Origin of the sequence: Streptomyces sp. NPDC051907, from assembly GCF_040681075.1 — a bacterium.
GTDB lineage: Bacteria > Actinomycetota > Actinomycetes > Streptomycetales > Streptomycetaceae > Streptomyces.
Map to the genome: position 1 here is coordinate 1 of NZ_JBFAYB010000065.1, position 22888 is coordinate 22888.

A 22888-nucleotide genomic window follows, 5' to 3' on the forward strand; every position below is an offset into this window, starting at 1 on the left:
ATTTTTGGCACGCTGTTGAGTTCTCAAGGAACGGACGCTTCCTTTGTACTCACCCTCTCGGGCTTTCCTCCGGGCGCTTCCCTTCGGTCTTGCGTTTCCGACTCTATCAGACTCTTTCGTGTCCGATTTCCTCGGTGCCTTTCAGGTTCCCGCTTTCGCGTTTCCCTTTCCGGCGACTCCGACTTTATCAGAGATTCTGAGTCGGAATTTCCACTCTGTTTCGGTCCCGTTCAGACACACGAGTGTGCCGCGTTCCCTTCAGGTGGAGCCGTAAACGTACTGGAGCGGGCCGCCCGATGCAAATCGAGCGGCCCGCTCCAGGATCGTCGCTCGTCAGACCTCGACGACGACGGGAAGGATCATGGGACGTCGGCGGTAGTTGTCCGACACCCACTTGCCCACCGTGCGGCGGATGAGCTGCTGCAACTGGTGAGGTTCGACCACGCCGTCCTGCGCGGACTTGTTCAGGACCTCTTCGATCTTCGGCGCCACGCCGCTGAACGCCGAGTCCTCGATGCCGGAGCCGCGAGCGTGCAGGTTCGGGCCGCCGACGATCTTGCCGCTGCTGCTGTCCACGACCACGAAGACCGAGATGATGCCCTCGTCGCCGAGGATGCGGCGGTCCTTGAGGGACGCCTCGGTGACGTCGCCGACCGAGAGGCCGTCGACGTACACATAGCCCGCCTGGACCTTGCCGGAGATCCGGGCCTTGCCGTCGACGAGGTCGACGACGACTCCGTCCTCGGCGATGACGATGTGGTCCTTCGGGACGCCCGTCAGGGCGCCGAGCTCGGCGTTGGCGCGCAGATGACGCCATTCGCCGTGGACCGGCATCAGGTTCTTCGGCCGGCAGATGTTGTAGAAGTACAGCAGCTCGCCGGCGGAGGCGTGGCCCGAGACGTGGACCTTGGCGTTGCCCTTGTGGACGACGTTCGCGCCCCAGCGGGTCAGGCCGTTGATCACGCGGAAGACCGCGTTCTCGTTGCCCGGGATGAGCGACGACGCCAGGATCACGGTGTCGCCCTGGACGATCCGGATCTGGTGATCGCGGTTGGCCATTCGGGACAGGGCCGCCATCGGCTCGCCCTGGGAGCCCGTGCAGACCAGCACGACCTCGTGGTCGGGGAGGTCGTCGAGCGTCTTGACGTCGACGACCAGGCCCGCCGGGACCTTCAGATAGCCCAGGTCACGGGCGATGCCCATGTTGCGGACCATCGAGCGGCCGACGAACGCGACACGGCGTCCGTACTCGTGGGCGGCGTCGAGGATCTGCTGGATGCGGTGGACGTGGCTGGCGAAGCTCGCCACGATGATGCGCTTCTGGGCGTTCGCGAAGACCGTGCGCAGGACGTTGGAGATGTCCTTCTCCGGCGGGACGAAGCCCGGGACCTCGGCGTTCGTCGAGTCGGAGAGAAGAAGGTCGATGCCCTCCTCGCTCAGTCGCGCGAAGGCGTGCAGGTCGGTGAGGCGGCCGTCCAGCGGGAGCTGGTCCATCTTGAAGTCGCCGGTGTGGACCGCCATGCCCGCAGGCGTGCGGATGGCGACGGCCAGCGCGTCGGGGATGGAGTGGTTGACCGCCACGAACTCGCAGTCGAACGGGCCGATGCGCTCGCGGTGGCCCTCGGTGACCTCGAGGGTGTACGGGCGGATGCGGTGCTCCTGCAGCTTCGCCTCGATCAGGGCGAGCGTCAGCTTGGAGCCGATCAGCGGGATGTCCGCCTTCTCGCGGAGCAGGAAGGGGACGCCGCCGATGTGGTCCTCGTGGCCGTGCGTGAGCACGATGCCGTCGATGTCGTCGAGGCGGTCCCGGATGGAGCTGAAGTCCGGCAGGATCAGATCGATGCCGGGCTGCTCCTCCTCCGGGAAGAGGACGCCGCAGTCGACGATCAGCAGGCGGCCGCCGTACTCGAAGACGGTCATGTTCCGGCCGATTTCGCCGAGCCCGCCGAGCGGGGTGACGCGCAGGCCGTTCTTGGGAAGCTTCGGCGGGGCGCCGAGTTCAGGATGCGGATGACTCAAAAGACTCTCCTCACCACGCACGCCACGTACCGCGATGGCACGTGGCGTACATGACATTCGTGCACTTGCTGTTGTCTGTGCGCCGGCCGTGAGGGCCGGCGTTCTTCACGTATTCAGTTATGAAGTCTGTGTATTTAGAGCTGTACCCCGCCGGCAGCAAGGTCGATCTTGAGCTGGGCGGTTTCCTCCGGGGAGAGCTCCACCAGGGGGAGCCGGAGCGGGCCGGCGGGGAGGCCCTGGAGGGCCAGTGCCGCCTTGGTGGTGATGACGCCCTGGGTGCGGAACATCCCCGTGAAGACGGGGAGCAGCCGCTGGTGGATCTCGGTGGCCTTCTGGACGTCGCCGTTGAGGTGGGCGTCGAGGAGGGCGCGGAGCTCCGGGGTGACGACATGGCCGACGACGGAGACGAAGCCGACCGCGCCGACCGAGAGCAGCGGGAGGTTGAGCATGTCGTCGCCGGAGTACCAGGCCAGGCCCGAGCGGGCGATCGCCCAGCTGGCGCGGCCGAGGTCGCCCTTGGCGTCCTTGTTGGCGACGATCCGGGGGTGCTCCGAGAGGCGTACGAGCGTCTCGGTGTCGATCGGGACGCCGCTGCGGCCCGGGATGTCGTACAGCATGACGGGCAGTTCCGTCGCGTCGGCGATGGCCGAGAAGTGACGGTACAGGCCCTCCTGCGGGGGCTTGTTGTAGTACGGCGTCACGGCGAGCAGGCCGTGTGCGCCGGCGCGCTCGGCCGTACGGGCGAGCTCGAGGCTGTGGCGGGTGTCGTTGGTGCCGATTCCGGCGACGACGTGGGCTCGGTCTCCGACCGCTTCCAGTACTGCTCGTACGAGCAGGTCTTTCTCCGCGTCGCTGGTGGTCGGCGACTCGCCGGTGGTGCCGTTGACGATCAGGCCGTCGTTGCCTGCGTCCACCAGATGGGCGGCCAGCCGCTGGGCGCCGGGCAGGTCGAGTGCGCCGTCCGCCGTGAAAGGCGTGACCATAGCGGTGAGGACCCGCCCGAAGGGGGTCTGCGGAGTGGAGATCGGAGCCATGGGTAACACGCTACTCGCTGCTCAGCGCACAGTGTCCCCTCGGGGGACGTGACGTACGCCGTGTAATGAGGAGCCCGGCACTGCCTGCTCGGGGGTTCAAGCAGTGCCGGGTCCGTTTGATCAGCCTAGATGAACTTCATGAAACACCGCAATGCGGACACTTCGCGAGGTTGATCCGTACACCAGTGCCGCAGAGCCGGCACGGCAGTGACGGCTGTGGCAGCCGAGGCAGCGGAGGCTTATGGAGCGACGCGACCATTGGCGTTGAAGGCGGCGTAGGTGAGGGGCATGAGCTTGGCCCACCGCTCCTCCATCTTCTCGCCGACCATCTCGATCTCCCGCTGCGGGAACGAGGGGACCTTCGCCAGCTCGTGCTGGGTGCGCAGGCCGAGGAAGTGCATCAGCGAGCGGGCGTTGCACGTGGCGTACATCGAGGAGTACAGGCCGACGGGCAGGACGGCGCGGGCCACCTCGCGGGCCACGCCCGCGGCCAGCATCTCCTGGTACGCCTCGTACGCCTGGAGGTAGGAGTCCTCCATCGCGCGGCCGGTGAGCTCCTGCTGGGCCTGGGTGCCCTCGACGAAGACGTACTTGCCGGGGCGGCCCTCCTGGACCAGCTTGCGCGACGCGTCCGGGATGTAGAAGACCGGCTCCAGCTCCCGGTAGCGGCCCGACTCCTCGTTGTACGACCAGCCCACGCGGTGCCGCATGAACTCGCGGAAGACGAAGATCGGGGCGCTGATGAAGAAGGTCATCGAGTTGTGCTCAAAGGGGCTGCCGTGGCGGTCCCGCATCAGGTAGTTGATGAGCCCCTTCGAGCGCTCCGGGTCCTTGGAGAGCTCGTCGAGGGACTGCTCGCCCGCGGTGGAGACGCGGGCGGCCCACAGCACGTCCGAGTCGCCGGCGGTGTGCTTGACCAGCTCGACGGTCACTTCGCTGCGGAAGCTCGGCTTGGGCTGGGCGGGGGTGTCGGTCACCGGCGGGGTCCTTCCATCTGCATCGCTCGGGCGGCGCCCACTCTACGGCGCGGCGCCGACGGCGACGGACCGGGCGGCCGTCCGAGGGGTTCTTTGGTCAATTCGGCGAATTCAGGCACCGAATGGCCTCGGGATTCGTCTGTACCAGTAGAACCATCCCGTCACGAGAGCCAAGAGGTGTCCCTGATGTTCCGCCGGCCGGAGGCCGTCCCGTTCGCATTCGTCGCCGAGTCCGACCGCTTCCGCAGTAACGTCACTCCCCCGCCCCGCGAACGTCCCAGCGTGTCGCAGCTCATGGGCCGTACGCTGGTCGGGCTGACCGTCGTGTCCGGGCTGGTCGGCTCGCTGCTCTTCGGGCTTCCCGCGCTGGACACCGGCCAGTCGGCGGCGCATTCGCAGCGTTCCGAGGCGTCCGACGGCCGCTGACTCGCCCCCCGACCGCCCTCGGGCCGGGGCGCACCCCCCTGGCCCCCTGGGGTGGTCGGTCGGCAGCCGCCTCGATAGCCTCACCGGGCACAGCCCAATCGAGTGTGTGCTGGTGAGTGAGGTTCAGTCGTGCCCCTGCCCTTCCTGACGGCCGACCGTGCGTTCGACACGGCTGCGGACGACGTCGCGCTGCCCTTCGACGACCACGACCGCTGGCGGCGTCCGTACCGCCCAGGCCCCTGGCGGGTCGGGGCGGCGGCGCTGTCGCTGCTGCTCTCGTCGTTCGTGCTCCTCGCCGCGATGATCATCGCCTTCGCCGGGGCCCTGCCGGGCGCGGGAGCCTGCCTCGGCATCGGGCTCGTGCTGATCTGCTCGGCGCTGCGGCTGCTGCGGATGGGCGTCTGGGTCAGCCGGCACGGGCTGCGGCACGTCGCCTTCTTCACCACGTCCACGCTGCCCTGGAACGACGCCACGGCCGTGCGGACCGTCCAGCAGCCGGTGCGCTGGCTGGGGCTGCCCCGAACGGTGCAGGGCCAGGCGCTCGTGCTCCAGCGGCCGAGCGGCGAGCCGCTGCAGCTGCTCACCGACCACAACGCCGACTTCCTGTCGCGCGCGGAGGCGTTCGACCGGGCGGCGGACTCGGTGGAGGCGTGGGGCTCGCAGTACCGGGAGAACTGAGGGCGCCGCCGCCAGGCCGCGCCCCCGCTCTCCTCACCGCTCTCCTCATCGCGCCCAGAGTGCCGCGACCGGCCGGAGTGCCGCGGCCGCCCTCACACGCCCGACGGGGTGGACTGCCGCAAGGTGATCGCCTTCTGCATCGCCTTGCGGGCGCGCGGGGTGTCCCGGGCGTCGTGGTAGGCCACCGCCAGACGGAACCAGCAGCGCCAGTCGTCCGGGGAGTCCTCCGTCTCGGCCTTCCGCCGGGCGAAGATCTCGTCGGCCGCGTCGCGGTCGATGCGCCCGCCCGCCGTGCGCCGCGCCTCCTCCGCCGGGAGGCCGCCCTCGGCCTCCAGCTCGCGCGCGAGCCGGTGGGCGTTGCGCGCGAAGCTGGTGTTGTGCCAGAGGAACCAGACCCCCACGCACGGCAGCAGGAACGCCACCGCGCCCATCCCCATCGCGGCCGGCTCCCCGGTCAGCAGGAGCAGCACGCCTTCCAGCGCCACCACGCCGAAGACGAGGACCAGCACCGTGGCGAGGAAGAAGTACGTGATCTTTCCGCCCATGACCGTCAGTCCAGGTCGAGGAAGTTTTCCAGGCCGAAGGTGAGGCCTGGGGCGGACACCACACGGCGCACGCCGAGCAGGATGCCCGGCATGAAGCTGCTGTGGTGCAGGGAGTCGTGCCGGATGGTGAGCGTCTCGCCCTCGCCGCCGAGGAGGACCTCCTGGTGGGCGAGGAGGCCGCGCAGCCGTACCGCGTGGACCGGGACGCCGTCGACGTCGGCGCCGCGGGCGCCGTCCAGGGCGGTGACCGTGGCGTCGGGCTGCGGGGCGCAGCCGGCCTCGGCGCGCGCCGCGGCGATCAGCTGGGCCGTGCGGGCAGCGGTGCCGGAGGGGGCGTCCGCCTTGTTCGGGTGGTGCAGCTCGACGACCTCGACGGACTCGAAGTAGCGCGCGGCCTGCGCCGCGAACTTCATGGTGAGGACCGCGCCGATGGAGAAGTTCGGCGCGATCAGCACTCCGGTCCCCGGGGACGCGGCGAGGGAGGCGTCGAGCTGCGCGAGGCGTTCGTCGTTCCAGCCGGTGGTGCCGACCACCGCGTGGATGCCGTGGCCCACGCAGAAGTCGAGGTTGGCCATCACCGAGTCGGGCGTGGTCAGTTCGACCACGACCTGGGCGCCGGCGTCCACGAGGGCGTCCAGGCTGTCGCCCCGGCTGAGCGCCGCGACCAGTTCCATGTCGTCGGCGGCCTCGACGGCTCGTACGGCCTCGGAGCCGATGCGGCCCTTGGCGCCGAGAACGGCCACGCGCAGCTTGCTCATTGCACTTCCTTAAAGGGTTAGGAGACCGCTTCGTGCAGGCGGTCGGCCTGCTTGTCCTTCAGCGGGCCGATCACCGACAGGGACGGGCGCTGTCCCAGCACCTCGCGGGCCACCTCGCGCACCTCGTCGGGGGTGACGGCGGCTATCCGCGCCAGCATGTCGTCGACCGACATCTGCGTTCCCCAGCACAGCTCGCTCTTGCCGATGCGGTTCATCAGCGCGCCCGTGTCCTCCAGGCCGAGGACGGTGGAGCCGGAGAGCTGGCCGACGGCGCGGCCGATCTCCTCGTCCGACAGACCGTCCGCGGCGACCCGGTCCAGCTCGGTGCGGCAGATCTTCAGCACGTCGTGGACCTGGCTGGGGCGGCAGCCCGCGTAGACGCCGAACAGGCCGGTGTCGGCGAAGCCGGAGGTGTACGAGTACACGCTGTAGGCCAGGCCCCGCTTCTCCCGTACCTCCTGGAAGAGGCGGGAGGACATGCCGCCGCCGAGGGCGGTGTTGAGCACGCCGAGCGCCCAGCGGCGCTCGTCGGTGCGGGCCAGGCCCGGCATGCCGAGGACGACGTGCGCCTGCTCGGTCCTGCGGTTCAGCAGCTCGACGCGGCCCGCGGTGCGCAGGGAGCGGCGCCCGTCGCGGGGCGGGGTGGGCACGGCGTCCGTACGGGACAGGGCTCCGGCCTTCTCGAACGCCCGGCGGACCTGGCGTACGACCGTCGCGTGGTCGATGTTGCCCGCGGCTGCCACGACCAGATGCGTCGGGTCGTAGTGCTTCTTGTAGAAGCGGCGGATGCGGTCCGCGGTGAGCGCGTTGACGGTGTCGACGGTGCCGAGGACCGGCCGGCCCAGCGGGGTGTCGCCGAGCATGGTGTGCGCGAACAGGTCGTGCACGCAGTCGCCCGGGTCGTCCTCGGTCATGGCGATCTCTTCGAGGATGACGCCGCGCTCGGCGTCGACGTCCTCCTGGAGGATCAGCGAGCCGGTGAGCATGTCGCAGACCACGTCGATGGCGAGCGGCAGGTCGGTGTCGAGCACCCGTGCGTAGTAGCAGGTGTACTCCTTCGCCGTGAAGGCGTTCATCTCGCCGCCGACCGCGTCGATCGCCGAGGAGATGTCGAGGGCGGAGCGCTTGTGCGTGCCCTTGAAGAGGAGGTGCTCGAGGTAGTGCGTGGCGCCGTTGAGCGAGGGCGTCTCGTCCCGGGAGCCGACGTTCGCCCAGATCCCGAAGGTGGCGGAGCGGACGGACGGCAGGGTCTCGGTGACGACGCGCAGGCCGCCGGGGAGGACGGTGCGGCGGACCGTGCCGATGCCGTCCTTGCCCTTGAGCAGGGTTTGGGTACGGGCGACGGCCCGCGCCTCCGAGGAGGTGCGGGCCGTCGTCGTGGAACTACGCGACGTCACTTGGCAGCGTCGTCCTTGTTCTCGTCGGTCTCGTCGGCGCCTTCGCCCTCGATCACGGGGATCAGGGAGAGCTTGCCGCGGGAGTCGATCTCGGCGATCTCGACCTGGACCTTGGCGCCCACGGCCACCACGTCCTCGACGTTCTCCACGCGCTTGCCGCCGGCGAGCTTGCGGATCTGCGAGATGTGGAGCAGGCCGTCCTTGCCCGGGAGCAGGGAGACGAACGCACCGAAGGTCGTGGTCTTGACGACCGTGCCCAGGTAGCGCTCGCCGACCTCCGGCATGGTCGGGTTGGCGATGCCGTTGATCGTGGCGCGGGCGGCCTCGGCGGCCGGGCCGTCGGCGGCGCCGATGTAGATCGTGCCGTCGTCCTCGATCGTGATGTCGGCGCCGGTGTCCTCCTGGATCTGGTTGATCATCTTGCCCTTGGGGCCGATGACCTCGCCGATCTTGTCCACGGGGATCTTGACGGTGATGATCCGCGGGGCGTTCGGGGACATCTCGTCCGGGACGTCGATGGCCTCGTTCATGACGTCCAGGATGTGCAGACGCGCGTCACGGGCCTGCTTCAGCGCGGCGGCCAGGACCGAGGCGGGGATGCCGTCGAGCTTGGTGTCGAGCTGGAGCGCGGTGACGAAGGTCTTGGTGCCGGCGACCTTGAAGTCCATGTCGCCGAAGGCGTCCTCCGCACCGAGGATGTCGGTGAGGGCGACGTAGTGGGTCTGGCCGTCGATCTCCTCGGAGATCAGGCCCATGGCGATGCCGGCGACGGGGGCCCGCAGGGGCACGCCGGCGTTCAGCAGCGACATGGTGGAGGCGCAGACCGAGCCCATGGACGTCGAGCCGTTGGAGCCCAGCGCCTCGGAGACCTGGCGGATCGCGTAGGGGAACTCCTCGCGCGACGGCAGCACCGGCATGATGGCGCGCTCGGCGAGCGCGCCGTGGCCGATCTCGCGGCGCTTGGGGGAGCCGACGCGGCCGGTCTCGCCGACGGAGTACGGCGGGAAGTTGTAGTTGTGCATGTAGCGCTTGCGGGTCACCGGGGAGAGGGTGTCCAGCTGCTGCTCCATCCGGAGCATGTTCAGGGTGGTGACGCCCAGGATCTGGGTCTCGCCACGCTCGAACAGCGCCGAGCCGTGCACGCGCGGGATGGCCTCGACCTCGGCGGCGAGCGTACGGATGTCCGTGACGCCACGGCCGTCGATGCGGACCTTGTCCTTGATCACGCGCTCGCGGACCAGCTTCTTGGTCAGCGCGCGGTAGGCCGCGCCGATCTCCTTCTCGCGGCCCTCGAACTGCGGGAGGAGCTTCTCGGCGGCGATCTCCTTGACGCGGTCCAGCTCGGACTCGCGCTCCTGCTTGCCGGCGATGGTGAGCGTCTGTGCGAGCTCGCCCTTGACGGCGGCGGTGAGCGCCTCGAGGACGTCGTCCTCGTAGTCCAGGAAGACCGGGAACTCGCCCTCGGGCTTGGCGGCCTTGGCGGCGAGGTCCGACTGGGCCTTGCACAGCACCTTGATGAAGGGCTTCGCGGCCTCGAGACCGGCGGCGACGACCTCCTCGGTGGGAGCCTCGGCGCCGTCCTTGACCAGCTGGATGGTCTTCTCGGTGGCCTCGGCCTCGACCATCATGATCGCGACGTCGCCGTCCTCCAGGACGCGACCGGCGACCACCATGTCGAAGACGGCGTCCTCGAGCTCGGTGTGCGTCGGGAAGGCGACCCACTGGCCCTTGATCAGGGCGACACGGGTGCCGCCGATCGGGCCGGAGAAGGGCAGGCCGGCCAGCTGCGTGGAGCAGGAGGCGGCGTTGATCGCGACCACGTCGTACAGGTGGTCGGGGTTGAGCGCCATGATCGTCTCGACGATCTGGATCTCGTTGCGCAGGCCCTTCTTGAAGGAGGGGCGCAGCGGGCGGTCGATGAGGCGGCAGGTGAGGATCGCGTCCTCGGAGGGCCGGCCCTCACGACGGAAGAAGGAGCCGGGGATCTTCCCGGCTGCGTACATCCGCTCCTCGACGTCCACCGTGAGGGGGAAGAAGTCGAGCTGGTCCTTGGGCTTCTTGGAAGCGGTGGTGGCCGACAGCACCATGGTGTCGTCGTCCAGGTACGCGACGGCGGAGCCGGCGGCCTGCTTGGCCAGGCGGCCCGTCTCGAAGCGGATGGTGCGGGTGCCGAAGGAACCGTTGTCGATAACGGCCTCGGCGTAGTGGGTCTCGTTCTCCACTAGCGTTTTCTCCGATGCGTTCGTCTTTCGTCCGCTCGCCCGTGTGGCGGAGGACGGTGGCGGAGAAGCGCTCCTTCTGCGGGCCGGTCTTCGATCGAAGCACCCGGGGTTTGCTCTCCGGGGGCCACTACCGAGGACCGGCGGCGGGGAGGCGGCTTCTCCTCGTTCTGTTGTTGCTCTGTGCGACCAGACTAATTGGCCCGCGCGGGATCGCGCACGTACAGCTACGGCACAAACGGCGAAGGGAGCGGCCCCCTCAGTGTGGGAACCGCTCCCTTCACGGCGTCTTACTTGGCGCCGCCGGCCGCACCGCGGCGGATGCCGAGGCGGTCGACCAGCGTACGGAAGCGCTGGATGTCCTTCTTGGCCAGGTACTGCAGCAGGCGGCGACGCTGGCCGACCAGGATCAGCAGACCACGGCGGGAGTGGTGGTCGTGCTTGTGGGTCTTGAGGTGCTCGGTCAGGTCCGAGATGCGGCGGGAGAGCATCGCGACCTGGACCTCGGGGGAGCCGGTGTCGCCCTCCTTGGTGCCGAACTCGGTCATGATCTGCTTCTTCGTAGCGGCGTCGAGAGACACTCGGTACTCCTCTTGGTGTTCGATGCGCCCACGAGTGCCCCTGGTCTTGGTCTCAGGGGAGCTTCCGTGACTCGGAGGCGAAGGTCCGATGAGCGCGGCTCCCAGATGATCCAGAAGCGCGTATACAAACGGCCGTCACACAGAGTACCAGCAACCCGGGTGCCCCCTGCCGTCCGCCCGGACGGGGCGACGCGGCCGGACCGGGCCGGCGGGCTCTATTTGCTGGTCAGCGAGCGGGCCGCGTTGAAGACGTCCAGGACCGCGAGGCAGAGCGGCACCAGCGAGAGCAGCACCGCGCCCTCGGTCAGGTCGAGCAGCCGGCCCCAGAAGGGGGACAGCCCCTTCTTCGGGATGACCAGGCCGATCGCGGTGACCAGGGCGGCGCCGGCGGCGACCGCGGCGGTCAGCCAGATCGTACGGATGTCCAGGCCGGCGCGGTCCCCGTAGATCACCAGATCCTTGACCAGGTCGACCGGCGGGTTCAGGGAGAGGCCGAGCACCAGCAGCGCGATGGCGGCCAGGCCCGCCACCAGGGCGCAGGCGACCTGCGAGGTGTAGCGGAAGAGCCGGGCGCGCATCAGCATGGCCAGTCCGGCGCCGAGGGCGAGGAGCTGGGCCCACACGCTGTCGGAGAAGCCGAGCACGGCCGCGCAGGCGACGACGACGGCCGCGCAGCCGCCGACCAGGCCGAGGAGCATCTCGTGGCCGCGGCGGGCCTGGAGCGCGATGCGCTCGCCGTCGACGGGCTGGGCCTCGGGGGTCTCGTTCGGGTCGGCGTTGAAGTCGTCGTCGGCGGCGCTGCGCGGGGAGGCGTAGCCGATGGGCAGCCGGGCGAAGCGGGCCGAGAGGCCGGGCAGGAAGGCGACCAGGCCGATGGCGACGGGGGCGACGACGGCGGCGGTCTCGGTGGCGGAGGACTCGGTGACGATCGCCAGGAAGGTGGCGAGGGTCCCGACGGCGCTGAGGAAGGTGGTGGCGACGAAGGGCGCGTCTCCGCTGGGGGTCAGTGCGACGAGGGTGACCGAGGCGACCAGCACGGCGACGCAGCCGAGCAGGAACTGGAGCTTGCCGGGGCCCGCGCCGGCGTCCGCGCCGATGATGCCGGAGCCGGCGATGAGCAGCAGCGGCAGCGCGCCCAGGCCGAGGGCGACGGCGGTGGCGCGGTCGGCGTAGACCCGGGCCCGCACGCCCGCGAAGGCGGTCAGCAGCAGTCCGCCCGCGCCGGCGATGATGCCGGGCAGGCTGTGCATGTCGTGGCGGAGGGGGTCGGCGAACCAGAGCACGAAGCCCATCAGGACGAGCAGCATGACGCCGCCGACCTGGCCGGCGGCGCGCAGCAGTTCGTCGCTCCACAGGTGGCGGTCGCGCACCACGGCGGAGGCCACGGCGTCGGAGACGTCGTCGAAGACCGCCGGCGGCAGCGACTGGGCGAACGGGCGCAGGCTCAGCACCTCGCCGTCCAGGACCTGTTGGGCGGCGAGCGTGCGCGCTCCGTCGAGGACGGTGCCGTCGCGGCGCACCAGGTGGTAGCCGGTCGGGGCGCCCGCGGCCTGGGTCTGGCCCGTGAGGCGGAGGATCTCCGGGTAGACGTCGGCGACGGCGATGTCCTCGGGAAGAGCGACATCGATACGGCTGTCTGGCGCCACGACGGTGACGCGGCAGAAGCCGGTCGCTGCGGTCGTACTCACGTGTCTGGACCCCCTGATTCGCGGTTGCGCACGATGCGCGCGCCACCCTACCGGGACACCGGGGATGGGTCTGCAAGTAGGATCACCGTCGCGCGGAGGGAAGTCCGCAGCAAAGGCAGTCACGGGGGCGCCGGTGCGGAATTTGCACGTCCGTCTTCCGTACGTATCGAGGGATTGATGCTCCGGTGAGCCAGATCGTCGTGAAACGCCCGCCGAGGTCTTTGCCGCCTGAAGTGCCCACTGAGCAACTGACTCTGGAAGCACCTCCGGAGCTGCCCAGGGGTCAGCAGGAGGGCATGCTGATGCAGATCCTGCCGGTCCTCGGCATGGGCTCGTCGGTCGTCTTCTTCTTCTCGCCGCAGGCACCGCCGTTCATGCGCATCATGGGCGTGCTGATGCTGATCTCGACCCTGGCGATGGTCGTCGCACAGGTCGTCAGACACCGGCGCGGTACGCAGGGGCAAATGGCAGATGTCCGCCGCGACTACCTCAAATACCTTGCGCAGACGCGGCGTACGGTCCGCAAGACCGCGCGCAAGCAGCGCGACGCCCAGCTGTATCTGCACCCCGCGCCCGAACAGCTGTGGTCCGTGGTGGCCGAGGGCTCGCGGGTGTGGGAACGGCGGGTGGGCGACAACGACTTCGCGCAGGCCCGCCTCGGGCTCGGCGCGCAGCAGCTGTCGACCCCGCTGGTCGCGCCGGACACCGCGCCGGTGGACGAGCTGGAGCCGCTGGCGGCCGGCGCGATGCAGCAGTTCCTCGCCGTGCACGGCTCGCTGGACGGGCTGCCGATGGCGGTCTCGATGCGGGCCTTCTACCACGTGACGGTCTCCGGCGACCCGGAGTCCGCGCAGTCGTCGGCGCGGGCGCTGGTCTCCCAGCTGGCGACGCTGCACTCCCCCGAGGACCTGATGGTCGCCGTCGTGGCGGCGCCGGGCGCGGTCGAGCGCTGGGACTGGACGAAGTGGCTGCCGCATTCCCAGGCGCCAGGACCGATCGACGGCGCGGGCTCCAAGCGGCTGTTCGGGGACGACCTCGGCGAGCTGGAGCAGCTGCTGCTCAGCCGCCTCGACGGCAGGCCGCGGTTCAGCCGGGACAACAACCCGGTCATGGACCAGCCGCACATCGTGGTGGTGCTGGACGGTGGAATGGTGCCCCCGGACTCGCTGTTCGCGGCGGCCGAGGGCCTGCAGGGCGTGACCATCGTCGAGGTGGTCTCCGGCGATCTGGACGAGCCGCGCGGCGGCCTCTCGGTGGTCGTGCGGCCGGGGCGGCTGCGGCTGGAGATGGGCAGCCGGGTGGCGTACGAGGGCGTGCCGGACGGGATATCGCTGCCGGCCGCCGAGGCGCTGGCGCGTCAGCTCGCGCCGCTGCGGATGGGCGGGGGCGACGACGACGAGCCGCTGCTCGCCAACCTGGACTTCACGGATCTGCTGAACCTCGGCGACGCGGCCGGCGTCGACGTGGCCCGCACCTGGCGGCCGCGCTCGGTCGCGGAGCGGCTGCGGGTGCCGATCGGCGTCGGCGAGGACGGCCAGCCCGTCATGCTCGACCTCAAGGAGGCCGCGCAGGAGGGCATGGGCCCGCACGGTCTGTGCGTGGGCGCGACCGGCTCCGGCAAGTCGGAGCTGCTGCGCACGCTGGTGCTGGGCCTCGCGGTCACGCACTCCTCGGAGACCCTCAACTTCGTCCTCGCGGACTTCAAGGGCGGCGCGACCTTCGCGGGCATGTCGCAGATGCCGCACGTCGCCGCCGTCATCACCAACCTGTCGGACGACCTCACGCTCGTCGACCGTATGGGCGACGCGATCCGCGGCGAGCTGCAGCGCCGTCAGGAGCTGCTGCACAAGTCGGGCAACTACGCCAACATCCACGACTACGAGAAGGCGCGTGCGGCCGGGGCGCCGCTGGAGCCGCTGGCCTCGCTGGTCCTGGTGCTGGACGAGTTCTCCGAACTGCTCACCGCCAAGCCCGACTTCATCGACATGTTCATCCAGATCGGCCGGATCGGCCGTTCGCTGGGCGTGCATCTGCTGCTCGCCTCGCAGCGCCTGGAGGAGGGCAAGCTGCGCGGCCTGGACACCTACCTGTCGTACCGGATCGGTCTGCGGACCTTCTCGGCGGCCGAGTCGCGCACGGCGATCGGCGTGCCCGACGCGTACCACCTCCCCTCGGTGCCCGGCTCCGGCTATCTGAAGTTCGGCACGGAGGAGATGACCCGCTTCAAGGCGGCGTACGTCTCGGGCACCTACCGCACCGGCGGTCCCGATCTGTCGGTGGGCCAGCTGCCCATCGAGCGCCGCCCGGTGCTGTTCACCGCGGCGCCGGTGCCGGTGGTGTACGCGGCGCCCGACCCGGCCGCGCAGGCCGCCCGGCGCTCCTCCGACGACGACGCGCTCGCGGACACGGTGCTCGACGTGATCGTGCGCCGGCTCGAGGGCCAGGGCGTGCCCGCGCACCAGGTGTGGCTGCCGCCGCTGGACCAGGCGCCCACGCTGGACCAGCTGCTGCCCGGTCTAGCGCCGACCGCGGACCGCGGTCTGACGGCGACCGAGTACACGCGCCCGGGCGGGCTCGTCGTCCCGCTGGGACTCATCGACAAGCCCTTCGAGCAGCGGCGCGAGGTGCTGTACCGGGACTTCTCCGGCGCGGCGGGCCACATGATGGTGGTCGGCGGTCCGCAGTCCGGCAAGTCGACGCTGATGCGCAGCCTGATCTCGTCGTTCGCGCTGACGCACACGCCGAGCGAGGTGCAGTTCTACGCCCTGGACTTCGGCGGCGGCGGTCTGTCCTCGCTCGCCGACCTGCCGCACGTCGGCGGCATCGCCTCGCGTCTGGACCCGGAGCGGGTGCGCCGCGCGGTCGCCGAGGTGCTCGGCGTGCTCAACCGGCGCGAGGAGTTCTTCCGCGCCAACGGCATCGACTCCATCTCCACCTACCGGCGCAAGCGCGCCGCGGGCGAGCTGCCCGGCGAGGCGTGGGGAGACGTCTTCCTCGTCATCGACGGCTGGGGAGGCTTCAAGAACGACTACGAGATGCTGGAGCCGGTCGTCAACGACCTCGCCGCGCGGGGTCTCGGCTACGGCGTCCACGTCGTCATCACCGCCGCCCGCTATATGGAGGTGCGCGCCGCGCTCAAGGACCAGATGCTGGGCCGTCTGGAGCTGCGGCTCGGCGACACGATGGACTCGGAGTTCGACCGCAAGGTCGCGGCGAACGTGCCCGCGGGCGTCCCCGGTCGCGGTCAGGTGCCGGAGAAGCTGCACTTCATGACGGCTCTGCCGCGCATCGACTCGGTCAGCGACGCCGGCGACCTCTCGGAGGGCACGGCCGCCTTCGTCCAGTCGGCCAAGGCGAGCTGGGCGGGCCAGCCCGCGCCGGCGATCCGGCTGCTGCCGCGCCGCCTCCCGGCCGAGCAGCTGCCGAAGGGCTTCGAGTACCCGCAGCACGGCATCGCGATCGGCATCGACGAGACGAACCTGGAGCCGGTGTTCGTCGACTTCGAGACCGACCCGTTCTTCATGATCTTCGGCGAGAGCGAGTCCGGGAAGACGAATCTGCTGCGGCTCATGGCCAAGCAGATCTCCGAGCGCTACACCCCGGACCAGGCGCGGATCGTGGTCGGCGACTACCGGCGCACGATGCTGGAGGGCGTGCCCTCCTCGCACCTGCTGGAGTACGCGCCGATGTCGTCGGCGATGGAGGTCCACATGGACGCCATCGGCACGCTGATGAAGAAGCGCGCGCCGAAGCCGGACATCACCCCGCAGCAGCTGCGCGACCGCAGCTGGTGGACGGGCCCTCAGCTCTTCGTGGTCATCGACGACTACGAGCTGGTCGCCACCAACTCCGGCAACCCGCTGCAGGCGCTGGTGGAGCATCTGCCCTTCGCCCGCGACGTCGGCATCCGCTTCATCGTCGCGCGCAGCGCGGCGGGCGCCTCGCGTGCGATGTACGAGCCGTTCATGCAGCGGATGAAGGAGCTGGGCTCGCAGGGTCTGATCCTGTCGGGCGACCCGAGCGAGGGCGACATCCTGGGCAACGTCCGGGCGCGGCCGATGCCTCCGGGGCGCGGCACGTTCGTCTCCCGCAAGCGGGGCGCTCCGCTGGTGCAGGTGGGCTGGCTGCCGGACCGCTGAGCCGGCGCTGCACAGGTTCCGGCGGTCGTCAAGGCCGCCGGAGCCCACCGAGTACTGTGGTCGCGCACCTCGTTCGTCGTATCTGTGGGAGGGACCGCGCCGATGGCTGACGCAAGCGAGAAGGAACGCCAGAAGGAAGAGCTGTACGCCCTGGACATCTCGGGGGTGGAGTGGCTCGGCGCGCCCGGCACGCGCCAGGACGAGGAGCGGGTGGAGATCGCGCACCTGCCGGGCGGGGCGGTGGCGATGCGCTCGTCCCTGGACCCGGACACGGTCCTGCGCTACACGGAGGCGGAGTGGCGCGCGTTCGTGCTGGGCGCGCGCGACGGGGAGTTCGACCTCCAGTAGGAGGTTGCACGGACACGGCAAGGGGGGCTGCCCGCTGGTGCGGGCAGCCCCCCTCTGCTGTGGACTGGGTTCTGCTGTGGTCTGGGTCAGCCCATCATCATGCGGAACCGCGCGGCGTTGCCCTTGTCCGTGTCCTGGTAGCCGACGACGGCGTCGCCGAGCAGGCGCGCGATCGTGTGCAGGTCCTGGGTCAGGCCGTCCATGTCGGTGTCGATCTGGGCCTGAATGGCGATGTAGGCCTCGCGGGCCTCACCCTTCCATTCGCTGGCGACGGCGTTGACGTGGCCGAGCAGCACCCTGAGCTGCTCCTTCAGGTCCGAGGCGGTCTTGATGGTGTCGCGTGCCGCCTGGGTCACTGTGTCGTAATTGACGGCAGTGGTCATTCTTTGCTCCTAGTGACGAAGTTCAGCGGAAGGGGTGCGGACGGCTCACATGTCCAGGATGGCGCTGGACTTGCCGTTGGACGTCTCCATGTTGGAGAACGAGGCCAGGCGGCGGCGCTCTTCCTCGTCGAACCCGTCGGCGCTCATCTTCACCAGGTTCTGCAGGTTCTCGAGGTCCTGCTGAAGGCTCTTGAGCCGTTGGTTCAGGCGGTTCTGAACCTCGTCGTACTGCCCCTTCGCCGAGCCCTTCCAGCCGGACTCGATGAGGTTCACCACGCGGTTGAGGTCGCCGATGCGATCCCCCACGTTCCGCTGGTAATTGTCGATCTTGCCGGAGAGTTCTCCGATTTTGCCACTGGTTACATTCAGATCTTGACCCGACATCTTGCCCCTTCTCTCTACGACGGCGCTGTAGACGGAAGCCGATTGGATGCCGCCCCCGTGCCGGACTCAGCCCTCACCGAGTCCTACTGTCACTCTATCCACTCCATACGACAGTTCCAACTGCAAAGAAGCGTATGGAGACTTGGCTCACTGGGCCCTTTTGCGCCGGGTGTCCCGGATGACTGTGGCCGTACCAGCGATCACCGCAACCACTACGACGCCGATTCCCAACGCGTAGGTTGCATAGCGCTCGTTGCGTTCTTGCGGGGTCTCGCTCATCGCCAGATGCGCGGGCTCCGGCGCGGGCGGCTTGGGCGGTCCCGGGTCCGCGCGCGGGGCGTCGATCGGGCCCTCGTCGCCGTCCAGGGCGCGCACCGGGTCGACGACGCCCCAGCCGACGTAGTCGTCCCGGCCGTTGATGCTGCGCTCCGCGGTCTGCTCGATCTGCGCGACGATCTGCGCCACCGACCACGTGGGGTACTTGGCCTTCAGCAGCGCCGCGACGCCGGCGACGTACGGCGCGGAGAAGCTGGTGCCGTTGTCGACGCACTGGCCGTTGCCGGGGACGGTGGAGACGACGTCGACGCCGGGGGCAGCGACGCCGACGAAGTCGCCGGCCTGGGAGAAGACGGCGCGTTCGTTGTTGCGGTCCGAGGAGGCGACGGCCAGCACGCCCGGGAAGGCCGCCGGGTAGGTGTTCTTGAGCTTGCCGTCCATGCCGTCGTTGCCGGCGGAGGCGACCACGACGGCCTTCGCATTGATCGCCCGCTGGACCGCCTTGCCCAGCGTCGAGTCGGCCGCGAGGGTTTTGGTGGTGTCCTGCGAAATGTTGATGACGTCGGCCTTCTTGGCGATCGCGTGGTCGATCGCGGCGGCCATCGTCTTGTCGTTGCCGCTGTTCTTCTCGTCGTTCTGCCGGATCGGGATGATCGTCGCCTCGGGGGCCAGGCCCACGAAGCCGGTGCCCTCGCGGGGGCGCGCGGCGATGATGCCGGCGACCTTGGTGCCGTGGCCGACCTCGTCGACGGTGCCGTCGGTCTTGCCCCGCTTGTCGTCCGAGCCGGCGTCCTTGTCGGGCTTGAGCAGGTCCGCGCCCGCGGAGGCGTCGACCGCCGTCTTCAGCTGGACGTTGTCGTTGTCCACGCCGGTGTCGATGACCGCGACGCGCACGCCCTTGCCCTTGGTGTCCTGCCACAGCTCGTCGAGCAAAACCCGCTGGAGCTGCCAGGGGATCCCCTCGATCTGCTTCTTCATCGGGAAGGTGCACTCGCCGCTGCCGTCGAGGGTCAGCTCGCGCGGGACGTCGTCGGCGTACGCGGCCGGGGCCGCCGCCGCCAGCCCCGTCAGGGCTGTCGCGGCGGCCAGCAGAGCGGTCTTCCTGCCGAGGTGGAGCATCGGTCCTCGCACTCCCTCGTCACGAACCCTGCGGCTGGCGCGCGCTGTTGGTGTCCAGCCGCGGGCCCTTGGAGAGGAACTCCGACCACACGATCGGGACGAGAGACGGGACGATCTTGCCGTAGCCGAGCCGGATCTGGGCCTGGCTGGGCTCGGGGCGGCCGTCCTGCTGCTGCTCCTGGTCGCCCGCGCCGATGTCGGAGCGCTCCGCGTCGCTGTCGCCGTTGGCCTGCACCGCGTACCGCAGCCCGGTGTCGGTCACCAGGAACAGCGAGCCGTCGGGCTTCGTCTGCTTGCCGCGGACCTGGGTGTAGAGGAGACCCGAGCCGGGCGTGACGTACGTGCTGGTGCCGCCCGCGGTGATCTGGGCGGGGTACTCGGAGCCGGCCCAGGTGGACAGGGTCGTCCGGCCCTTGTCGTCGACGCCGCGCAGCACGCTGCACACGGTGTCGCGGTCGCCGCTCGCGGAGTTGACCTGCTTGGCCTTCAGGGCGGGCCAGCGGTACTGCGCGCCGAAGACCTCGTCGTCCGGGGCGAAGGAGGCCACGTCGACGCTGGTCGCCTCGCCGCGCATATTGAGCTTGAGCGTCTGCGGGGAGTTGATGAGCAGCCAGGCGGTGAACTCGGAGACCGGCTGGACCTTGCCCTGCAGAACGACGTAGTAGACCCGGCCCGCGCCGGTCTGCGCCTGCAGGACCATGCCGACCTTGTCCTGCTCGGGCTTGAGCCCGCCGCCGACGCCGGCCGCGGCGCCGACCGTCCCCGGGATCAGCGGGAAGTCGACGGGGCTGCCGTCGTGCAGGGTCGCCAGCCAGTCGTCGGTGACGGACTGCGGCTCGACCCGGTCGCCGACGAGCGCGCGGGTGAGGAAGTCGGCGTCGGTCTCGGTGCCGCGCACCAGGTACTTGGTGCCGGACGCGTCCACCAGATAACGGGCCTGGTCCTTCTGCCCCTTGACGTACAGGACCTGTCCGCCGCTCAGCTTCTGCTCGCCCTCGGTGAGCTTCAGATCGCGCTCGCCGAAGACGAAGGTCGCCTTCTGTACGGCGCCGCCCTTGCCGCCGCCCGGCTGCTCGCAGACCGCCCAGCGCTTGGACTTGGCCGCCTCCTTGTCGCTGGGCAGCCGGTCGGGTGCGTACGGGATGCCGAGGATCGGGCCGCGCGGGGGCTCTCCGGCGTCCAGGATGTCGTCGCTGACCGTGATGACCTTGAACTGCTCGGGGGTGAGCAACAGCCGGGCGGAGGCCAGGTTGAGGACCGGGTGCAGCAGGACCTTCTTGCTCTTTCCCTTGCCCGTCGAGAGCACGACGTAGCGCGAGGTGGAGTCCTTGCCGACGATGACGTTGGTGCCGGGTTTGGCCCAGTTCTTGGGGGCCTTGGGCTTGAACATCCCGTACGCCCCGAAGCCCGCGAGGATCAGCGCGCCCACGATCAGTCCGGGGACGATCGCGCGCAGGGGGCGGGGCGCCCCCTCCTCCGTGCCTGCGGGCGAGGGTTGGAGGAATGCCGCCACCGTGCGCTTCTTCGCAAAGGTGTATGCGTTGAGCTCATCCCGCCGTGATGCCATGAGTCCCCATTGGTAAAGAAGGCACTGTCTCCCCGAGGGGACCTTGTGGTGAGCGCGGTCCCCGGGCCCTGGTAGTCGGACCGGCCCCCTACTATGCCTGTTGATCGATGGTGGGTGTGGGGCGGGTAGGGTGATCCAACCGCCAGAAGCCTTGCTGGGCGGGGCCGGACAGGGGTGATCGGGATGAATTGGGGCCTAATGAACCGGGGGGTGCCTAAATAATGGCTTCCGCGACGCGGGTGCGTCCCGCAGGCCGCGGCCAGGCCCCCGCAGGGCCCGCCGCGACGCCCCGGACACCGGCCGCTCCCCGACTGCGGGCGCGGCCCGGGCACTTCGGATCGTTCCGACTGCAACAGCTCGTACTGATCGAGATCGCGGCCGCGCTGCTGCTCGTCGCCTGGGTCGTCGACCCGCTGCTGCTGGCGCCCGCAGGCGTGGTCGCCGTGCTGCTGGTGCTCCTCGCGCTGGTGCGCCGACACCGGCGCTCGCTCCCCGAGTGGCTCGCGACCGTCTTCGCGCTCCGCTCGCGCAGGCGCAGGGCCGCGGCGCTGGTCCTGCCGCCCGAGACCGAGCCGGGCCTCGCGCCCGCCGTCGAGTGCGATCCCGCCCTGCGCACCTACACGTTCAGCGACCGCGACCGCCGTCCCGTCGGCATGATCGGCGACGGCACCTTCCTGACCGCCGTCCTCCAGGTCGAGTCGGACGCCACGGCGCTGCGGCCGGACCGCACCGCGCGTCCGCTGCCCATGACGCTCGTACGGGACGTGATGGACGTCGACGGCGTACGGCTGGAGTCGGCGCAGATCGTCCAGCACACCCAGCCCGCGCCCGCCCCGCATCTGCCGGAGCAGTCGGTGGCCGCGCGCAACTACGCGCCGCTGCAGGCCCAGACCGGGTCGCCCGCGCTGCGCATCACCTGGATCGCGCTCAAGCTCGACCCCGAGCTGTGCAGCGAGGCGGTCGCCGCCCGCGGCGGCGGCCTCGAGGGCGCGCAGAAGTGTCTGGTGCGGGCCGCGGACCAGCTGGCGAGCCGGCTGACCGGCGCCGGGTTCCGGGCCACCGTGCTGACCGAGCAGGAGCTGACGGCGGCCGTCGCCACCTCCTCCTGCGCCAGCCCCATGGCCATCGCGCAGGCCGGCCGTGCGGACGCGCCCGCGCGGCGCACCCAGGAGACCTCCCGCACCTGGCGCGTCGACGACCGCAGGCACACCACGTACTGGGTGGGCCGCTGGCCCCAACTGGGCGGCGGCGGAGCGCCGATGCCGCAGCTCGTCGCACTGCTCACGTCCATCCCCGCGCTCGCCACGACCTTCAGCCTCACGCTGGGGCACGGCGACCGGCAGGGCGTCACCGTGACGGGCCATGTGCGCATCACCGGCCGCAGCGACGAGGAACTGGTCGCCGCACGCCACGAACTGGAGCGCGCCGCCCGCGGGATAAAGACCGGGCTGGTACGACTCGACCGCGAGCAGCTGCCCGGGATGCTCGCCACACTGCCGCTCGGGGGAGCTCGCTGATGTCTGCCGCACCTGCCGCGAAGCCGCGTATCGGCTTCGGACTGATAGGACCGCGCCGGGACCGGCACGCCATGTCCGTCGACCAGCTGACCGCGCTCGCGCTGCCGGTCGGCGACGACGGCGTGGTCATCGGCGTGGACGCCGAGAACAGACCCGCCGTTCTCGGCATCAACCGCCCCACTCCGTACGACGTCACGCTCATCGGCGGGCTGTGGACGGCGCAGGTGCTCGCGCTGCGCGCGGCCGCCACCGGCGCGCGGGTCACCGTCGAGACGGGCCGGGCCCCGGCCTGGACGGCGCTCGCACAGGCGGCGGGCGGCGGACAGCAGTGCATCGCGCTGCACGACGTGGGGCGCGTGCCGCCGCAGGGCGCATCGGCCGGCAGCCCGGTGGTCGTGGTGCGCGACTGCGGGATGCGGCCGCCGCGCGGCCGGGTGGTCTCGGCTCCGTGGCAGTCGGTGGTGACGCTGCTCCCCTACTTGAGCCCGGTCGCGCCGCGGCTGATGGAGAAGTCGGGTCTGGTCGGCGTCCAGCGGGTCTCGCCGGACGAGGCCCAGCAGATCGGGCGCATCATGCACCTCCCGCGGGCCGAGTCGGAGGCGCTGTCGACGCTCGCGGACGGGGTCACTCTCTGGTGCACGCCGCGGGACCGGCAGTTCGTCATGACGCAGGCCACGGACGCCGAGACCGGATTGTTGGGCAGTGCCCGACGGATGGACTGAGCGTCCCCGATTCCGTACAGAGTCGTCCCTATTTGACCCCCCGTTCACCCCTCGGTTCCCTCACGCTCTGCCGTACCCGCATTACTTGGGGGCAGGGCGTGACGTACGGGA

At 70.2% G+C, this 22888-nt stretch carries 19 protein-coding genes; 6 read left to right on the forward strand and 13 right to left on the reverse strand.

Features of this window, described 5'->3' with window-relative positions; translation table 11 throughout:
- Nucleotides 1–333: 333 nt before the first annotated feature.
- The 3 genes from AB0M39_RS28115 to thyX form a co-directional block, all read right to left on the reverse strand.
- Nucleotides 334–2019, reverse strand: coding sequence for a ribonuclease J (locus AB0M39_RS28115; RefSeq protein WP_365368721.1), 1686 nt, complete (start codon nucleotides 2017–2019; stop codon nucleotides 334–336).
- 134 nt (nucleotides 2020–2153) lie between these two features.
- Entirely contained in the window at nucleotides 2154–3053 is a 900-nt protein-coding gene (gene dapA, locus AB0M39_RS28120; protein ID WP_365368722.1) for a 4-hydroxy-tetrahydrodipicolinate synthase, read from the reverse strand.
- A 239-nt stretch (nucleotides 3054–3292) separates the two neighbouring features.
- A complete protein-coding gene (gene thyX / locus AB0M39_RS28125) occupies nucleotides 3293–4030 on the reverse strand; it encodes an FAD-dependent thymidylate synthase (protein WP_365368723.1) in 738 nt (245 codons plus the stop codon).
- Nucleotides 4031–4216: 186 nt separating this feature from the next.
- Here thyX and AB0M39_RS28130 point away from each other — a divergent pair, with 186 nt between their 5' ends.
- A complete protein-coding gene (locus AB0M39_RS28130) occupies nucleotides 4217–4456 on the forward strand; it encodes a hypothetical protein (RefSeq protein WP_365368724.1) in 240 nt (79 codons plus the stop codon).
- A 129-nt stretch (nucleotides 4457–4585) separates the two neighbouring features.
- Nucleotides 4586–5134, forward strand: a complete 549-nt coding sequence (locus AB0M39_RS28135) for a hypothetical protein (protein ID WP_365368725.1) — start codon at nucleotides 4586–4588, stop codon at nucleotides 5132–5134.
- A 92-nt stretch (nucleotides 5135–5226) separates the two neighbouring features.
- Here the strand turns inward: AB0M39_RS28135 and AB0M39_RS28140 are convergent, their stop codons facing one another.
- The 6 genes from AB0M39_RS28140 to eccD form a co-directional block, all read right to left on the reverse strand.
- On the reverse strand, nucleotides 5227–5679 hold the full coding sequence (locus tag AB0M39_RS28140; RefSeq protein ID WP_365368726.1) for a hypothetical protein: 453 nt from the start codon (nucleotides 5677–5679) through the stop codon (nucleotides 5227–5229).
- A gap of 5 nt (nucleotides 5680–5684) precedes the next feature.
- Complete coding sequence (dapB, locus tag AB0M39_RS28145; RefSeq protein WP_365368727.1) at nucleotides 5685–6437, reverse strand: 4-hydroxy-tetrahydrodipicolinate reductase; 753 nt, start codon at nucleotides 6435–6437, stop codon at nucleotides 5685–5687.
- Nucleotides 6438–6454: 17 nt separating this feature from the next.
- Nucleotides 6455–7834, reverse strand: a complete 1380-nt coding sequence (locus AB0M39_RS28150; RefSeq protein ID WP_365368728.1) for a pitrilysin family protein — start codon at nucleotides 7832–7834, stop codon at nucleotides 6455–6457.
- The gene (locus tag AB0M39_RS28155; RefSeq protein WP_365368729.1) at nucleotides 7831–10056 is read right to left on the reverse strand and encodes a polyribonucleotide nucleotidyltransferase; all 2226 of its coding nucleotides are present in this window, start codon (nucleotides 10054–10056) and stop codon (nucleotides 7831–7833) included. Before AB0M39_RS28155 ends, AB0M39_RS28150 begins: the two co-directional genes overlap by 4 nt.
- 287 nt (nucleotides 10057–10343) lie before the next feature.
- Nucleotides 10344–10634 (reverse strand): 30S ribosomal protein S15, encoded by a 291-nt coding sequence (rpsO, locus tag AB0M39_RS28160; protein ID WP_030351649.1) that lies wholly within the window; start codon nucleotides 10632–10634, stop codon nucleotides 10344–10346.
- 215 nt (nucleotides 10635–10849) lie between these two features.
- Complete coding sequence (gene eccD, locus AB0M39_RS28165; RefSeq protein WP_365368730.1) at nucleotides 10850–12322, reverse strand: type VII secretion integral membrane protein EccD; 1473 nt, start codon at nucleotides 12320–12322, stop codon at nucleotides 10850–10852.
- 185 nt (nucleotides 12323–12507) lie between these two features.
- Here eccD and eccCa point away from each other — a divergent pair, with 185 nt between their 5' ends.
- Nucleotides 12508–16461, forward strand: coding sequence for a type VII secretion protein EccCa (gene eccCa, locus AB0M39_RS28170; RefSeq protein WP_365368731.1), 3954 nt, complete (start codon nucleotides 12508–12510; stop codon nucleotides 16459–16461).
- A gap of 102 nt (nucleotides 16462–16563) precedes the next feature.
- Nucleotides 16564–16809 (forward strand): DUF397 domain-containing protein, encoded by a 246-nt coding sequence (locus AB0M39_RS28175; protein WP_365368732.1) that lies wholly within the window; start codon nucleotides 16564–16566, stop codon nucleotides 16807–16809.
- Between the two features lie 86 nt (nucleotides 16810–16895).
- Here the strand turns inward: AB0M39_RS28175 and AB0M39_RS28180 are convergent, their stop codons facing one another.
- The 4 genes from AB0M39_RS28180 to eccB form a co-directional block, all read right to left on the reverse strand.
- A complete protein-coding gene (locus AB0M39_RS28180) occupies nucleotides 16896–17192 on the reverse strand; it encodes a WXG100 family type VII secretion target (RefSeq protein WP_365368733.1) in 297 nt (98 codons plus the stop codon).
- A gap of 45 nt (nucleotides 17193–17237) precedes the next feature.
- A complete protein-coding gene (locus tag AB0M39_RS28185) occupies nucleotides 17238–17576 on the reverse strand; it encodes a WXG100 family type VII secretion target (RefSeq protein WP_365368734.1) in 339 nt (112 codons plus the stop codon).
- Between the two features lie 147 nt (nucleotides 17577–17723).
- On the reverse strand, nucleotides 17724–18971 hold the full coding sequence (mycP, locus tag AB0M39_RS28190) for a type VII secretion-associated serine protease mycosin (protein WP_365368735.1): 1248 nt from the start codon (nucleotides 18969–18971) through the stop codon (nucleotides 17724–17726).
- A gap of 19 nt (nucleotides 18972–18990) precedes the next feature.
- On the reverse strand, nucleotides 18991–20538 hold the full coding sequence (gene eccB / locus AB0M39_RS28195) for a type VII secretion protein EccB (protein WP_365368736.1): 1548 nt from the start codon (nucleotides 20536–20538) through the stop codon (nucleotides 18991–18993).
- Nucleotides 20539–20759: 221 nt separating this feature from the next.
- Here eccB and eccE point away from each other — a divergent pair, with 221 nt between their 5' ends.
- Both eccE and AB0M39_RS28205 read left to right on the forward strand, forming a co-directional pair.
- Nucleotides 20760–22055: a type VII secretion protein EccE gene (gene eccE / locus AB0M39_RS28200; protein ID WP_365368738.1), complete on the forward strand. Its 1296-nt coding sequence runs from the start codon at nucleotides 20760–20762 to the stop codon at nucleotides 22053–22055.
- The gene (locus AB0M39_RS28205) at nucleotides 22055–22777 is read left to right on the forward strand and encodes a hypothetical protein (protein WP_365368739.1); all 723 of its coding nucleotides are present in this window, start codon (nucleotides 22055–22057) and stop codon (nucleotides 22775–22777) included. Before eccE ends, AB0M39_RS28205 begins: the two co-directional genes overlap by 1 nt.
- Nucleotides 22778–22888: the final 111 nt, after the last annotated feature.